Genomic DNA, 15,258 nt, shown 5'->3' on the forward strand with positions numbered 1-15,258 from the left:
AATTGTTGGCTTAGTAAACATAAACTAAGAAATCCGCATAAATCCCTTAATCTATCCTACAAAAACCCTCTCCTCGAGAACGAGGAGAGGGTAGCAATATGGTCGTTTTGAGAGAGAAAATTAGCTAGTAAAACAATTAAGCTTTAACTGGTTGTGGTACATAACCTTTAATTTGTATAGCAAATTGGCGCAATACCTCTAGTCCTGATTCCTCAGCTTGCTTACACCATTGTTGTAACGCATCGACCAATTCTTTTTGCGAGCTAGCCGTTTTTAACCATATGTTTTGTAAGGATTGACGATAGTTATAAACCATACGTAATCGCTCATAACGCTCGAGTAGAGCTTGTAAGCGAGATTTTGCTTTCGGTGACAATAAGCTATCTTGGCGGCGGAACAAACTACCTGCACGTTGAAATAAGCGCTTATCTGCTTTATTTACGCTACGCTCATGTTGCAGAATAGGGCGGACTACTCGGCTGTAATAGTGCGACATGATCTGGAAACGGTTGCCTATCACAGCTTTAACAGTTTCAAGATCTACTTGCAATTTGCCTGCTTCTTGCGCCAGTTTAGGAGGTAATTTCTTAACTTTAGCCAAACCTAAGAAAGACAGTATACGGATATACAACCAACCAATATCAAACTCCCACCACTTCACTGAAAACTTAGCAGAAGAAGCGAAAGTATGGTGATTATTATGTAATTCTTCTCCACCAATCCAAAACCCCCAGGGGAAAATATTAGTTGCTGCATCAAGGCATTCAAAATTTCTATAGCCAAAATGATGGCCTACGCCATTGATAACTCCGGCAGCATGAAAAGGAATCCACATCATCTGAATTGCCCAGATAGTGATTCCTGGTAAACCAAAAAGGAGAATATCAGCAAGAAACATTAGCAAAATACCCCTCGAAGAGAATCGGGTATAAACATTACGTTCCATCCAGTCATTCGGCGTACCGTGCGAATATTTAGCAACCATCTCCTTATCGTTAGATGCTTGTTTGTAAAGCTCCGCACCTTCCCATAATACTTTCTTTAACCCTAAAACCTTAGGACTATGAGGATCGCCTTCAACGTCCGTAGTCGCGTGATGTTTACGATGGATAGCTACCCATTGAGCCGTGACCATTCCAGTGGTTAACCACAACCAGAGACGGAAAAAATGACTAACTATAGGATGCAGGGTTAATGCACGATGTGTCTGATGACGATGCAGATAAATCGTAACCGCCGCGATAGTGATCTGCGTTAGTACTATCGTTGCTATCACGTATCCCCATAACGACAAATTTAGAACACCGTAAATCATAAGTTACTCCACTAAGTAGAAGGATGAATCTATTGTGAGATGATGATTACTAAAATAGATAAACAAAAAGATCCATTGGTATAGCTCTCATTTTCGCTATATCAACAGGTCCTAACCTGATTTTAGATAGTAAATCACCTACCCATCCCTTTATGATATCACAAAATGGACAATTCGCATTGCATCGTTTCCACTTGTGGACGATAATTTTTAGATAAAGCAATGATCTAGGGCTTAGGCTCTTTGGTGGACGGATTTGTTCATGAATATAAAACTGAAACATCTTCTTGAAAATATTGTTCCTTTTCTCATATTGGGAATCGGTATTGCTCTGCTTATAGGATTTTTCATCATGTTCTCCTATATTTTGTTCTGGGGCCTCATAATAGGACTCGTACTCTGGGGACTAACGTTTGTGAAAAATTTATTTCTTTCTGGAATGCACCCCAAGAAGCCACCTGAAAAGACAAAAGGGCGGATAATCGAACACAGTGATAAAGACTAATGCCAGAATTACCAGAGGTTGAAACTACAAGACGGGGAATAAGCCCTTTTATAATAAAGCAAACAATAACCGCAGTGACGGTCAGGCAGCCACAGTTGCGTTTTCTTGTGTCCCCAGAACTCAACACCCTTTGTATCGGAAGAGAGATCTTGGCTGTTCGGCGTCGAGCCAAATACCTGTTGCTTGACTTATCAGAAGGTTATTTGCTTAATCATCTGGGAATGTCTGGTCATCTGCGTATTGTGGATAAGAATACCGTCGCAGGTAAACATGATCATCTGGATTTAACATTAAGTAATGGCTATATCTTACGCTACAATGACCCTCGACGTTTTGGACTCTGGCTTTATCTTTCAAGTAATCCGGAACACCATCGCCTTTTATGCCGTTTAGGACCAGAGCCTTTAACTGATCGTTTTGATGGAGCCTATTTATTTAGACAATCTCGCAATAAGCAAAAAAATATTAAGTCCTTCATTATGACTAATGAGGTCGTTGTTGGCGTAGGGAATATTTATGCTACTGAAAGTTTGTTTTTAGCCGGTATTCATCCCTTGGCTCCAGCGCGGTCACTGAGTTTACCTCGCTATGAGCGACTAGCTCAATGCATTAAAGATGTTTTACAACAAGCCATTGAAGCCGGGGGCACAACCCTTCGTGATTTTTATACAAGTGATGGGAAACCTGGTTATTTTGCCAATCAGTTATTAGTCTACGGCCGCGCCAATAAGCCCTGCCCAAAATGCAAATCGCTAATACAAGCCCTAGCCATTGGAGGTAGAAACTCGGCTTTTTGCCCCAATTGCCAAAAACCAAAGGAGATACTGGGCAATTTCTAGCACTTGCAGTATTATCAATCCCTTAATTTATTAACCTCCCCTAATTTATGAAAATCAGCAAGCTGCGTACTCACTGGATTATGTTACTTTCAGCGCTTTACACCGCGGATACTTGTACTCGTTCTGTATTCATGCGTTTTTTTGGTAGAACTAATCGAGCCTGGGTCGATAGCACAATCCATAACTGGGTAAACAGCTTACTTGATTTAGTCGGTGTAAAATGCAAGGTTTTTAATCCTTACAATGTTGAACCCCAGCCAGGCCAAGCTACTATTATTATGTGTAATCACAGCAGTTTATATGATATCCCAATTAGCTTTAAAGCATTTCCTAATCATTCAATACGGATGCTTGCTAAAAAAGAATTATCAAAAATTCCTATCATGGGTAAGGGAATGGCAGCAGCAGAGTTTCCTTTTGTTGATCGAAAAAACAAACATCAGGCACTGAAAGATTTGGAAGAGGTGCGTAAGCTCTTGGAAAGCGGCATAGTCATGTGGATTGCCCCTGAAGGAACACGCTCAAAAGATGGGAAGTTAGGGCCGTTTAAGAAAGGAGCCTTTATCACTGCTATTGAAGCCAAGGCAATGATCATTCCTATTGGTATACGGGGAGCCTACAACATCCTGCCTGCCCGCACCACTCAATTCAATATTAATCAAACTGCGGAAATTCATATTGGTAAACCTATCAATGCCTCTCAATATGGCTTTGAAAATCGTGACCAACTAGTCAAGGCAGTGCGCGATACGATTAAAACACTGGTTGAAGGTGAAGAGTTAGAACCTGAAAACTCCCCTCGAAGCGCAAATTGACTATATTCAGTTTAGGATCAATGTATTCGCTCAGGGACATGTCTGAATCTTGATGAAAGCTTGGATTTGAATGCAGATTTTGAGAAAACGAGGGTGGAAAGGTGCTGAATACATTAGTATGTGAGCATTTTTAATCCCGCTTTTCTCTCGAGATGGGCCAAAAGTGGACTTTCCTGGGTACGGAGTGATCTATTACTAATTTTTTTTCTGTAGATTGAAACTGTCATAGCTCCGCTGATTTACACTTATTGTTGCAGCTAAACCAATATGTCTGGGATCAGAGGCTGCAGTGACTAAGTTAGATTCTTTGTCCCAGGTTATAGCTTGCATATCACCATAATATTGGTTCAACATCATTAACTTATACCCCATTGCCTTTAATTCAGCCTGTAGTGAAGGTGAGAAAGTATCTGGTTCAACCTGTATCCAATCAGGTAAATATTGATGATGAAAACGCATTGTGGAAACCATGCTAATCGCCCCACCATAGTTGTGAAAATCTAAGGCAGCAAGCAACACCATTGTGGGAATTCGACTACCGCCAGGCGTGCCAAAAATTGCCACTCGACCTGGCGTTTCAAGAAAAGTCGGCGTCATACTGGATAAAGGTCTTTTGCCTGGCTGGATGGTATTGACATCTGAGCCAACTACCCCATAGACATTCCGTTCACCCGGTTTCGTCGAAAAATCATCCATTTCATCATTGAGCACGATACCCGTTCCAGCAGGCATCACACTTGAGCCAAAAATAAAGTTGACTGTCATCGTCGCAGAAACTCGATTGCCTTCGCTATCCAAAATAGATAACTGAGTCGTATTATCACTTTCCAGCTTTGCTGCATCCCCCTGTAAAGAGGTGCTGGGTAAGGCTTTATCCGAAAGAATTAGTTGACGTAACTGCTTGGCGTTCTCGGCGGAGAGTAAAATATTAAGCGGGATTTTCACAAAATCAGGATCAGCAAGGAACTTAGAGCGTTGCCAGTATGCTAAGCGCATTGCTTCCACAACATAATGTACCCATTTTGCTTTTGTCAGCGTTTGTAAAGGGTAGTCAGCCAAAATATTTAGCATGGTTAGCAACCCAACCCCTCCTGCAGAAGGAGGTGGTGCTGTAACAATTAACATATTATGGAAAGCTCCCTCTAAGGGTTCGCGCAGCTTTATCTGATATTGCGCAAGATCGTCTAAAGTCCAGACCCCACCTGCAGCTCTTACCCCCTTTACCAGTCGCTCAGCAATCTCGCCATGATAAAAGCCATCATGTCCTTTTTCAGCAAAGAGCCGCAAAGTTTTTGCAAGCTCGGGTTGTTTTAAGCGCTGGCCAATCTGGTATGCCTTGCCCTCTTTTAAAAATACAGCAGCTGTATCAGGAAAACGTTGTAACATTTGCAGGCGATCGCTAATAGTCGAGTAATAGTTAAATAACTGATCAACGACAAACCCCTCTTCGGCTAGACGAATGGCAGGAGCTAAAGACTCTGTTAATGGGAGGCGACCATAGTGTTTCGCAATATAGGCTAAAGCAGCCGGCTCACCAGGAATCGCTGCAGCCAAACCACCGTTTAATGATAATCCGGGAACTACCTGTCCATCCTTTCCCAAAAACATATTCTTGTGCGCAGCGAGAGGGGCTGCTTCACGTCCATCGATAAATATATTTTTTTTATCATTTTCCAGATGTAAGAGCCAAAATCCCCCCCCTCCCAAACCAGAATGATAGGGCGCGACTACCGCAAGAGCAGCACTAACAGCCACCGCAGCATCAAAGGCGTTTCCGCCCTTAGCCAAGGTTTCTAACCCAGCATTCGTTGCAAGAGGATGAGCGGAAGCCACCGCATACCCAGATGGTTTTTCAGCATATTGAGTCGCGTTTAACGAACCAACTCCAAAACAAAGGATAATAACTAAATATTTCCATGCTCTCATATGTTTTGCTTTCTCCTCTGCTCCAATGCTTGAACAACTGTTTCGGGAACAAATTGTGATACGTCACCACCAAATGAAGAAATTTCACGCACCAAACTTGATGAGATAAACATTAGATTTTCAGAAGGGGTTAAAAACAAGGTTTCAATTTCTTTCGATAATTTTCGATTCATGCCAGCTAATTGAAATTCATATTCAAAATCATTAACCGCTCGCAATCCTCTTAAGATAATGCCCGCTTTTTGCTTATTAACAAAATCAATTAACAAGGTATCAAAACCCAAAACCGAAACCCCCGGTAAATCGCCAACAGCTTCCTGTATTAACTCAATACGTGTAGACAAGTGTAAATAGGGGCGCTTAGCGCTATTGCTTGCTACGGCAACAATTAGCTCGGGAAATATTTTGGAGGCCCTAGTAATAATATCAATATGGCCGTTGGTTACAGGATCGAAAGTACCTGGATAAATTGCTTTGTTTTTCATAATAACAAGCTTTAATTGCAAGTTTTGGCAGTCTAGCGTATTGTGGTAAGAAAAACTATTGTCTAAACAGGGAGAGCGGCAATGATTGGGTATAGACGTATTGGGATTATTTCTTGTCTGTTGCTCGCTGCATGCGCACCTAAACCTCCAATCAGTGAAACTACCGAAAACCTACTCCCACCATCAGAAGCAGAAACGCCCTTAGCTCAAACCGAGACATCAACTGCTGGAAATCCAGGCTTAGAGAAGACAAAATTGTCTGAAGAGAAGCAAGTTCCAGGAGTAAAAACTAGTACGGCGGTAGAAAATAGTAAAAAGAATCTGGCAGCCGCAAAAATTTCATCTTGGGAAATTTCAGGTGCTATGGCAGCCCGCAGTAAAGGAAAAGGTTGGAGCGCATCAGTAAATTGGCTGCAGCAGGGCCTCAGCTCATATCAGATTCGCTTATCAGGTCCGTTAGGAAGTGGAACCGTTCTAATTAGCCGAAGCGGAGGCACTGTCACTTTACGTGATGGCCCTAAGACAGCCACTTCTTCCAATGCTGAATCATTATTAATGCAACAAACAGGTGTCCGTCTTCCAGTGAATAATCTTTACTATTGGGCAAGAGGTGTACCAGCACCAGGCGCGGTTCAAGGTTCCAAATACGATCAGGGTGGACGTCTTTTGATTTTAAGACAGGCCGGGTATACCATTGAATATCAACAATATACCTCTGTTGGCAATGTCATTTTGCCCTCAAATATTAGATTACAAGGGAATGGTATATTTATAAAACTAGTTATTAAAAACTGGCGAATTTAGCCTGTTCTGAGTAGTTTCAACAGCCGCTAACCGCTGGTATTTACCAGATTGCTAACGGCTTTATGAAATTATTACCAGCAAAATATCTAGCGATAAATTTAAAAAATTATCGTTGACAACCCCTCAAATACTCTGCAAAATACGCAGCACGTTGCAGCAGTGCACACGATGATTATTCAAGGACGTATAAAAGAATCTACAACTTATTGGGGTGTCGCCAAGCGGTAAGGCACAGGGTTTTGATCCCTGCATACCTAGGTTCGAATCCTAGCACCCCAGCCACAATCTTGTTGATTCAAGTAAACAGACGGCAGAAGATCCCTGGGAAGGATGCGATTACCAGATCGCTCAAATAATAATTATATCTTGCTGGCTGTCTTCTGCTATGTGTTTAAGTTATCCTGATAAAAACCAATCAAAGGCTTTTGGCACATGTCAACAATGATGATCTTTACCGGCAATGCTAACCCAGAGCTGGCACTTAAAATTGCTTCTCACTTACAAATTCCTATAGGCCAAGCAACCGTGGGCACTTTTAGTGATGGCGAAACCATGGTTGAAATCCTTGAGAACGTACGTGGACGCGATGTCTTTGTCGTTCAATCTACCTGTGCTCCGACAAATGACAACTTGATGGAATTACTCATTATGGCGGATGCTTTAAGACGTTCTTCTGCTGGTCGTATCACTGCCGTTGTTCCTTATTTTGGATATGCTCGGCAAGATCGCAGGGTACGTTCGGCGCGCGTTCCAATTACTGCAAAAGTTGTTGCCGATATAATGGCTTCTGTAGGAATATGTCGAGTTCTTACTGTCGATTTACATGCGGATCAAATTCAAGGGTTTTTCTATATGCCAGTTGATAACGTTTATTCGACACCGGTATTACTTGAAGATATTAAGCAGCAAAATCTACCGAACCTCATGGTTATCTCTCCAGATGTCGGTGGTGTTGTTCGCGCTCGAGCAATGGCAAAGCTCCTAAATGATGCTGAATTATCTATCATTGATAAAAGACGCAGCGGTCCCAATAAATCTGAAGTAATGCATATTATTGGAGAGCCTGCTGGTAGACACTGCCTTATCATTGACGATATCGTTGATACAGCAGGCACCTTATGCTCCGCAGCTCACCAACTAAAGCGTAATGGAGCAGCAAGTGTAAGAGCCTATATCACGCATCCTGTACTCTCAGGCCCCGCTGTTGAAAATATCAAACATTCTTCTCTTGATGAGGTTGTCGTTACTGATACTATTCCACTAAGCGAAGCTGCAAAACATTGCGATAAAATTCGTGTAGTCAGTTTAGCCGATATGCTTGCTCAAGCAATAAAACGAGTGAATGTTGAAGAGTCAGTAAGTTCTATGTTTACCGAATAACAGTCTTTTATAAACTAACTCCCGATTAATTGCGAGCATAGCTTATCTCCCCCTATCTAACTCTCTCCCCAAGGGGAGAGAGGACATACCGTCTTCGAACCTGAGGTATTGCTCCTTAAGTTGATGCCATTGTGCGAACGGATGCAAAGGGTCTGATATATTTTTTGCGTGAACCCTTGTTGTTAACGAAGCATGACTGGTAATAGGCCAAGCCTCTTTTTGCCTTATATTAGCTCTTCCCAATCATAATTAAGGTGCTACATTATTACCAACGTCACTAGCAAGAGGGACATTATTATCCCTAGTATCAATCCTTTTTTGCCGATTAAAGAATATCTGCTTGCTAGCTGAGCTTAAGATTGGAATGTTGTTTGGTTAAGCCTGATCGCTTCGATTAAATCGGCTAAGGCACCCTGATTCTCTCCTAGTCTAAGTTTCGTTTCTCTCCGAGTAGCAAAAGCAACACTATTGTTCGGGCTAAGATTAATAGCCCCAGTTGAATCAGCCAAAGCACCGGTAAAATCTCCTTGCAATCGCTTCACCTCGGCTCGAGTACCAAAAGCGAGGCTATTGTCTGGGATGAGCCTGATCCCTCAGTTGAGTCAGCCAAGGCGCCAGGCAAATCGCCTTGCAATCGCTTCACCTCTCCTCGCATTGCAAAGGCGAAACCATTACCAGGGAGAAGCCTGGTTGCTTCCCCTAAATTAGCTAACGCGCCATCTAAATCATTTTGCGCAAGTTTCACCGCGCCTATAGTGTTATAAGCTAAACCAATATTCGGGTTCATTCGGAGCGCTTTGCTTGAATCGGCTAATGCGCCGTCTAAATCACTGTTCAGCCGTTTTATATCAGCCCGAGATATTTCCTATGTTGAGCTCAATCGCTCTGTTAAAGTCCATTAAAGCCCCGTTCAAGTCGCCTTGCAAGCGTTTCAACTCACCCTGATTACAAAAGGCATGGCTTTTGTCTGGTTCATACTCAATCAATTTATCAGAATCAGCCAAGGCTCCGCTTTAATCGCCAAGGTGGTACTTTACCTTGCAGCGAATTTTATAAGCAAAACTATTGTTTGGAATAAGATCAATCGCCTTGTTTAAATCAACTAATGAGCTATTTAAATTACCTTGCTTGAGTTTCACTTCCCCCCGAATGCTATAAGCATGACCATTGTGAGGATTAATAAGAATCGCGGTATTTAACTTATTGATGGCAGCCTCTAGATTGCCACTATTTAATTCCTCAACACTTTGCATAGTCAGAGCGCGATCATCGTTTGAGTTTTTTGCAGTGATAAATGTTTTTTGCACCCTCTTGTTTGTTTTTGGGGCTTCATTAAGTCGGCGTTTCATAGTGAAAACTCTCTTTGTAGTTTTGATTGTAAATTGTTCTTTATTGGTCAAATAGAGACGAATAGTTTAATTGAAAATCAAAAGCACAAATACCGTGAAAAATACGGTAGCTGATCCGAAAAAACATGAGAGCCAATTTTTCCGCCATTCTGCCTTAGAATGGGGATTATAAAACTTGCAATAATAACTATCTGTACTGGAGAGTGATACTGACGTTAAAAAAGGAAGCACTAAGGCTTCCTTTCTTAATTGATATAAAGATCTTTACATGAGCTTAGTCGCGTGTACCTACGTACTTATCATCAAAATAGCGGCGCAATTTAGTTCTTAAAGTGCCCCTGCTAATACCCAGCATAATTGCTGCGCGAGATTGGTTATACTTACAATGCTCCATAACAGCGCGAAACAATGGTGTTTCAATTTCTTCAAGAACAAACTGGTACAGATCAACAGGATCAGTTCCCTTCAGCTCGGCGAAATATTTCTGCACTGATTGAGTGACGCTCGCTGCCAGCGATGCAGTTGTATCCCCGGCTTCATTACTGATTGTTGTCATTCTTATTCACTCCTCCTTTAAAAAGCAGCATCTTACCCAATTGAGCAATTCCTGACAAGTCTAGTTTTAGAAAATTTGGCTTAAAAATCAGGAATTACCGAGCGGATTTAAAAATTAAACCCACTCAAAAGCCATAAATTCCTTTTCTATTGAAATTTAAGCATATCTTGATTAAATGACTTACCATTAACCGTTAATTGGCCTTGGCTAAAGCTCAACTCAATCGTGTAATCACTTCCTTGAGTAACTAAAAGACCAGATTTAACCATAGCCGCTAACGCTTTATCCGCGTCAGCTGCTGGATCTTCGGTCGTTTGTGCAGGTGTTGTGTTTGCAGCAGGGGTTGCTGCAGCTGCAGAATTTGCAGGTTGCGCAGTATTGCTTGCCCCATCTGCATTAGGCAGATTAGTAACCTGGCCAGCCGCTTGCTGTTGCATTTGCTGTACAATACCTTGTTGAATAGTCTGTGGAGCAGCTGCCTTTTGTTGTAAAGACTGAGCAAGGATGCTTTTAAGCACAGGCGCAGGAACTTTTAACTTACCGTTGCCTTGGACTTTTTGTACGAGCTCAAAAGGATTAGCTACATCAGATTTAGGTAATGAAACCATGAGGTTACCCTCAATTTTTCCTTCAGGCATTGTAAAATTCATTTCAGTAATTTCGAACTCAGGACCCTTACTAAATAATTGTGGCAATTGCGGCAGGATTGCCAGTAAGGCTTGCTGACGTTGCGCATCATTACCTTGTTGAAGCTGGTTAGCCTGCTCATTAATCTTAGTTAGTGCAGCAGCATCAAGATTTCTAATTGCAACCTCTAAGTTTCCAGGCCCATAGGTCTTGTCATTGACAACTACCTTATCCAGTGAAGTTCTGAAGTGAGAACTAAATAAACCCTCTTCAATATTTGTATCTGAATGAACATCAAATTGACTAAGTTCAAACAATTTCTTGTCGCTGTTAGTCACAACTAATGAGGGAAAAGATACGCTCGCATCTCCGAGATATATGCCCCCTTCTGATCTATGTAGATCATATTCACTGGTAATTGATGACATAACTGTTTTCGTTTGATCTTTTGTGAAGTTCAACCCTTCAACAGTGATATTACCATCAACTTTATTTTTATCTGATGAAATACTTGTAGAAGAAGTCAAGCCTAACCAGTCTAATTGCCCGGTATTATCTTTGGAAATCAGTTTAAATTCTGGTACAGATGCTTCTACACTCGAATTGCTAAAGTAATTAACAAACAAGCTCAAATCCAATTTAGGCTCAGTTGATTCGCTTGAAAAATTACTCTTGAATTGTTCTGAAATCTTTGATGGCAGTGCTAAATCAGTGTGGGCGTAGCCTAAGCCAAACTTGACACCCTTATCAACAATGATTATTGGGCCATGATGGATAGTCAGTGGCATCTCTAGATTATAATCTTCTGCTGAAACCGTTTTTGATTGGCCGTCTTGTGTGGTTACAACATGTTCAGGGACATGTAAACGCCAAGCTAATTCTGCTGTAGATGAAAACCAACCACGATTGTATTTTTCAACCTCGACACTGAGGCCGTTAGATTGATTCACTATTTTGAGGTCTTGCTTCACTCTTTTCTCAGTGAGATACCCCATGCCATAATACGAGCCGAGGACTAGAACAGCGATCAGAACCACTAATCCTGTGAATTTTTTCATTATTATCTCCGTGTTTAGTGTCAGGCCTCCGCTTATTCTAAACTCGCTTAGGTAGATTGCAGAGGCACGGCAGTAATTAAAGCACGAGATTCACTAACTAGCAAAGATATCTATAAAAAAATTTGATAGTAGACAGCGACTTAGTGGGCCTTGCGAAGAGGCCTACAGTAAGTTTCTTTTACAGTAAATGCTAAAATTAGCGCAACTAAAGAACATAACGGCAGAATTCTAAGACCAGCCTGGAAATCAGAAAGCAGCAAAGTTTCCACATTATAAGCGCGTGGTCCTGATACTAAATCAACTAACCGGCCAACAAGCGGCTGCATTAAAGCACCGACAAAAATCGATATCATATTTGTAAATGCAATTGAAGTTCCAACAACGTTACTTTCATGAATTTCTGTTGAAACGGCATAAGCTATGGCTACCCCAGTGTTCGTTAACCCAAACAGGAAAAAGATGAGATAGGCTGAAGTCTTATCAATTCCAGGGTAAAAAACAAATAAAGACGATAAAACAATTCCGCACAAGGCTGAAAATATCATTAAAGGCTTACGACGCCCCATCCTGTCTGAGAGCCAACCAGAGATGGGGCCGCTAATACCCCAGCCAATAAAGATCAGGCCGGTTGCAAAAGCAGCAGCATGAGCAGATAGCCCGCGACCATATTGTAAATATGCAGGGCCGATCGCTTCGCCAATAACAGCTGTCGGACCAAACAGGAAACCCGCATAAAGCGCATTTAACCATGTTTGGCGATGAGAGAGCACAATCCGCAAACTAGCAATAATGCTGATTCTCTGTTCGAATCGGATTTCACGCCGCTTAGAACCAGGTTTATCCTGTACGAATTGATATAAGAGTCCTGCAAGCGCGATGAATAAAAAGGCTATAATGAGCATTGAATGTCGCCAACCGACATTAGCAACTAGAAAAGACACTGGCGCCTCACCAGCCGCAGCCCCTAACATCCCAAGGGCCTGAGTTAGTCCTGCCAATAGCCCCAACATTGCTGGAGGAAACCAGGAAGTCGCCAAGCGTAAAGAACTTACAAATGCAAAGGCAGCACTGAATCCAATTAACATACGGCCTACTGAAGCCATCATCAATCCATCTGCCAAGCCGAAAACACAGCAGCCCAGAGCAGTGACTAAAGACATCACAGTAAGAATAGCTCGAATACTTAAGCGATCTACAGTCAGTCCTACGGGAATTTGCATTAGAATATAAGGAATATAGAAGGATGCCGTTAGAATCCCAAATCCTGCTTCGTTAATACCAAAATCCACTTGTAAACTACGATGCATAACACCGGGAGCGACTCGCGCCAGGTAATCGGAGAAATAGAATGCTGCTGCCAGTCCCCAAACTACCCATGCAAATGCTAATTGGTTAATGCGACCTGTTTTTTCACTTTGAGACATCGCTATCATATTCATTAATTCACTACTTTGTTATCCTTTCTCATTCAAGTAGACGTCAGAATCTAATCACTCTACCTTCTAATGAAAACAGAATATTGTTCAATAAATTGGCAAGTCAGAACTACATTATACTGCTGAGGATTATTATTTCAACACATTGGACGTTCTGCCAACTTACCACTTTTCTTCAGATATGTATACCAGACGGTTATTAATTCATAAATACTCAGGTAAATCATGCGTATCCTAAGCTCCTTCAAAATGCGGTTTTTAGTTTTGAAGGAGCTTGGGTATAATCCCCGATTTGAATTTAGGTATTAATCATATGAACAGTCTGGAATTAGCAGTTAAAGAAGCATTAGACTCTGTCGGGAATTCTAAGGAAGCTAACAAAGCCTATCTGGAGTTTATTAAAGCAAATTTCATCATTCCTATTGATAAACAGTCTGCTGCCGAGCAACCTGAGGTCCTCTTTTTCGAGGAAAACGGCGTCTCCTATTTACCGGTCTTCACTAGCATGGAATATTTTGATCGTTGGGTTGCTGAGATCAGCGATTCAGTTCATCTGCTCAAGCTATCGGGGGTCGACTTATTAAAAGGGATAGGCGAACAAGTCACTGTTTGTCTTAATATTGGTTCAGAAATTTATAAAGAATTTAATACGGCTGAATTAGCTAGGATGAAAAGTATGGTATTGAAGTTATTTAAAAACTAAGGAGCGGTTGGCTGGTTATTAAAGATTAAATCCAGCCAACCTATTGAATGTTTAATAAAGTCAAAACAAGCCCCCAATTTTGAAAGTTAAGCAACGAGTTCAATAACCTGGTAACCGACTACTGCGGTTGCAGCTATTGCACCAGTGATTTTTAATATATTAGCTAAAATCTCTGATTTGACTAAATTGCTAATAAAATGAAACGCATGGTCATTTGCAGCGATTGGCTCGCCTATAGCAGTTTGTTCAGGCTCAACATATTCAGCAAGATCGTAGAGTGGTTTTTCACCATAAAAGCCAGCCCACCATCCTTCCTGCCATTGCTCATATTCTTGAGTTCCTTCTTGATATGGGTTTTCCTCTTCTGCAGCCTCGGCTAATGCACATTCATAGCCATCGGCATAACACTCCTCAAAGCTAGGATGTTCAATATTAAAGCGCAATTTAATATCTGATAGTAACTCGGCTGTGTCTTTCATCTTAGTATCCTCTCGTTGAGCATCTTAAATTTTCTAACACTTGGATTTAACGAAGCATTTATCCTGCCAAAATAGAAAATATTTTTATAATTAATAAATGCCCCTTTAAGATCCATTCTACGACTAGAAGATGGGCCAAATAGTCAACTGTCCTTTTTTTACTCTTTCTTGACAAATTAAAAAATTCCCCTCTGTTTTTAAAAGGTTTCCGTGCTTAACTTATTGATTTTAATTTGTTAAATGTTGGGAAATTTATTTCCGGAAAGCGCCGGCAAAAGGCAAATATTGGCTGCCGGCATTATTTGTATTTTGCTAGGGTGCTAATCGCTTATAACCCCATCCTTCATTCTTCTTATAATAAGAAATTCGATCGTGTAAACGATTATCTCTGCCCTGCCAAAATTCAACCTCAAAAGGCGCGACAACATAACCTCCCCAATGGTTTGGGCGAACTATCGGTTCTTGTCCATGTTCAGCAATAAGCTTATTAAGACGCTGCTCCAATTCTTTGCGATCAGTAATTTCTTGGCTTTGAGGGGAAAGAGTCGCGGAAAACTGACTAGGAACCGGTCGAGAAGCAAAATAAGTATTGGATTGTTCCGAAGACACTCGTTCAATTTGGCCTCGAATCCTGACCTGGCGTGACATTTGTGGCCAGTAGAAATTTAATGCAACATAGGGATTATGATTTATTTGCAAGGCTTTCGCGCTCTGGTAATTAGTATAAAAAATAAAACCTTCCTCATTGAGCCCCTTAAGCAAGACGACTCTTGAATCCGGATGTCCTTGTTCATCTACCGTAGAAAGAACCATTGCGGTAGGATCTGTTTTCTCTTCTGGCGCCACCTCTTCAAACCAACGTTTGAACTGGACAATTGGACAGCCATCAATGGCCTCTTCGTTCAAGCTCAAATCACCATACTCTCGCCGAATATCGGCCATTGTCCTCCAATCACTCATAATTCTCTCAAAAAGCTAATC

Annotated in this window: 17 protein-coding genes and 1 tRNA gene; 7 read left to right on the forward strand and 11 right to left on the reverse strand. The window is 41.5% G+C overall.

All coding sequences use genetic code 11. The features are described from left to right. Positions 1-136: 136 nt before the first annotated feature. Positions 137-1,315, reverse strand: coding sequence for a DesA family fatty acid desaturase (locus tag BN1094_RS00590; protein WP_043872498.1), 1,179 nt, complete (start codon positions 1,313-1,315; stop codon positions 137-139). Between the two features lie 262 nt (positions 1,316-1,577). Between BN1094_RS00590 and BN1094_RS00600 the strand changes: the two genes are divergently transcribed. From BN1094_RS00600 to BN1094_RS00610, 3 genes are read left to right on the forward strand one after another with little or no spacing between them, the layout of a single operon-like run. Next, positions 1,578-1,820: a hypothetical protein gene (locus BN1094_RS00600; protein WP_043872500.1), complete on the forward strand. Its 243-nt coding sequence runs from the start codon at positions 1,578-1,580 to the stop codon at positions 1,818-1,820. After that, positions 1,820-2,659, forward strand: coding sequence for a bifunctional DNA-formamidopyrimidine glycosylase/DNA-(apurinic or apyrimidinic site) lyase (mutM, locus tag BN1094_RS00605; RefSeq protein ID WP_043872501.1), 840 nt, complete (start codon positions 1,820-1,822; stop codon positions 2,657-2,659). Before BN1094_RS00600 ends, mutM begins: the two co-directional genes overlap by 1 nt. A gap of 47 nt (positions 2,660-2,706) precedes the next feature. Then, on the forward strand, positions 2,707-3,474 hold the full coding sequence (locus BN1094_RS00610) for a lysophospholipid acyltransferase family protein (RefSeq protein WP_043872502.1): 768 nt from the start codon (positions 2,707-2,709) through the stop codon (positions 3,472-3,474). Positions 3,475-3,669: 195 nt separating this feature from the next. Here the strand turns inward: BN1094_RS00610 and ggt are convergent, their stop codons facing one another. Then, complete coding sequence (ggt, locus tag BN1094_RS00615) at positions 3,670-5,400, reverse strand: gamma-glutamyltransferase (protein ID WP_043872503.1); 1,731 nt, start codon at positions 5,398-5,400, stop codon at positions 3,670-3,672. Continuing rightward, positions 5,397-5,885, reverse strand: coding sequence for a pantetheine-phosphate adenylyltransferase (gene coaD / locus BN1094_RS00620; protein WP_099908948.1), 489 nt, complete (start codon positions 5,883-5,885; stop codon positions 5,397-5,399). The genes ggt and coaD overlap by 4 nt, the downstream gene beginning before the upstream one ends. Before the next feature lie 81 nt (positions 5,886-5,966). Here coaD and lolB point away from each other — a divergent pair, with 81 nt between their 5' ends. From lolB to BN1094_RS00640, 3 genes are all read left to right on the forward strand, one after another. Continuing rightward, on the forward strand, positions 5,967-6,689 hold the full coding sequence (gene lolB, locus BN1094_RS19080) for a lipoprotein insertase outer membrane protein LolB (RefSeq protein WP_043872505.1): 723 nt from the start codon (positions 5,967-5,969) through the stop codon (positions 6,687-6,689). A gap of 207 nt (positions 6,690-6,896) precedes the next feature. Further along, positions 6,897-6,971: transfer RNA gene (locus BN1094_RS00630), tRNA-Gln, on the forward strand. Between the two features lie 150 nt (positions 6,972-7,121). Next, positions 7,122-8,069, forward strand: a complete 948-nt coding sequence (locus BN1094_RS00640; protein ID WP_043872506.1) for a ribose-phosphate pyrophosphokinase — start codon at positions 7,122-7,124, stop codon at positions 8,067-8,069. A 353-nt stretch (positions 8,070-8,422) separates the two neighbouring features. Here the strand turns inward: BN1094_RS00640 and BN1094_RS00645 are convergent, their stop codons facing one another. The 6 genes from BN1094_RS00645 to BN1094_RS00670 all read right to left on the reverse strand — a co-directional run bounded on the left by BN1094_RS00645 (position 8,423) and on the right by BN1094_RS00670 (position 13,098). Next, positions 8,423-8,602: a tetratricopeptide repeat protein gene (locus BN1094_RS00645; RefSeq protein ID WP_141650396.1), complete on the reverse strand. Its 180-nt coding sequence runs from the start codon at positions 8,600-8,602 to the stop codon at positions 8,423-8,425. A gap of 5 nt (positions 8,603-8,607) precedes the next feature. Continuing rightward, a complete protein-coding gene (locus tag BN1094_RS00650; protein ID WP_043872508.1) occupies positions 8,608-8,856 on the reverse strand; it encodes a tetratricopeptide repeat protein in 249 nt (82 codons plus the stop codon). A gap of 226 nt (positions 8,857-9,082) precedes the next feature. Beyond that, on the reverse strand, positions 9,083-9,418 hold the full coding sequence (locus BN1094_RS00655) for a tetratricopeptide repeat protein (protein WP_043872509.1): 336 nt from the start codon (positions 9,416-9,418) through the stop codon (positions 9,083-9,085). 274 nt (positions 9,419-9,692) lie between these two features. Further along, positions 9,693-9,974, reverse strand: a complete 282-nt coding sequence (locus BN1094_RS00660) for a helix-turn-helix domain-containing protein (protein WP_043872510.1) — start codon at positions 9,972-9,974, stop codon at positions 9,693-9,695. A 146-nt stretch (positions 9,975-10,120) separates the two neighbouring features. Further along, entirely contained in the window at positions 10,121-11,659 is a 1,539-nt protein-coding gene (locus BN1094_RS00665) for a YdgA family protein (RefSeq protein WP_043872511.1), read from the reverse strand. Positions 11,660-11,799: 140 nt separating this feature from the next. After that, on the reverse strand, positions 11,800-13,098 hold the full coding sequence (locus BN1094_RS00670; RefSeq protein WP_043872512.1) for an MFS transporter: 1,299 nt from the start codon (positions 13,096-13,098) through the stop codon (positions 11,800-11,802). A 310-nt stretch (positions 13,099-13,408) separates the two neighbouring features. Between BN1094_RS00670 and BN1094_RS00675 the strand changes: the two genes are divergently transcribed. Then, a complete protein-coding gene (locus BN1094_RS00675; RefSeq protein WP_043873621.1) occupies positions 13,409-13,798 on the forward strand; it encodes an SseB family protein in 390 nt (129 codons plus the stop codon). Positions 13,799-13,884: 86 nt separating this feature from the next. Here BN1094_RS00675 and BN1094_RS00680 read toward each other — a convergent pair whose 3' ends face one another. Further along, positions 13,885-14,277 carry a hypothetical protein gene (locus BN1094_RS00680; RefSeq protein ID WP_043872513.1) on the reverse strand — a complete coding sequence of 131 codons (393 nt, stop codon included), beginning with the start codon at positions 14,275-14,277 and terminating at the stop codon, positions 13,885-13,887. A gap of 312 nt (positions 14,278-14,589) precedes the next feature. Further along, positions 14,590-15,237, reverse strand: a complete 648-nt coding sequence (gene pdxH / locus BN1094_RS00685; RefSeq protein ID WP_043872514.1) for a pyridoxamine 5'-phosphate oxidase — start codon at positions 15,235-15,237, stop codon at positions 14,590-14,592. Between the last annotated feature and the right edge of the window lie 21 nt (positions 15,238-15,258).

The organism is Legionella massiliensis, from assembly GCF_000756815.1.
Lineage (GTDB): Bacteria > Pseudomonadota > Gammaproteobacteria > Legionellales > Legionellaceae > Tatlockia > Tatlockia massiliensis.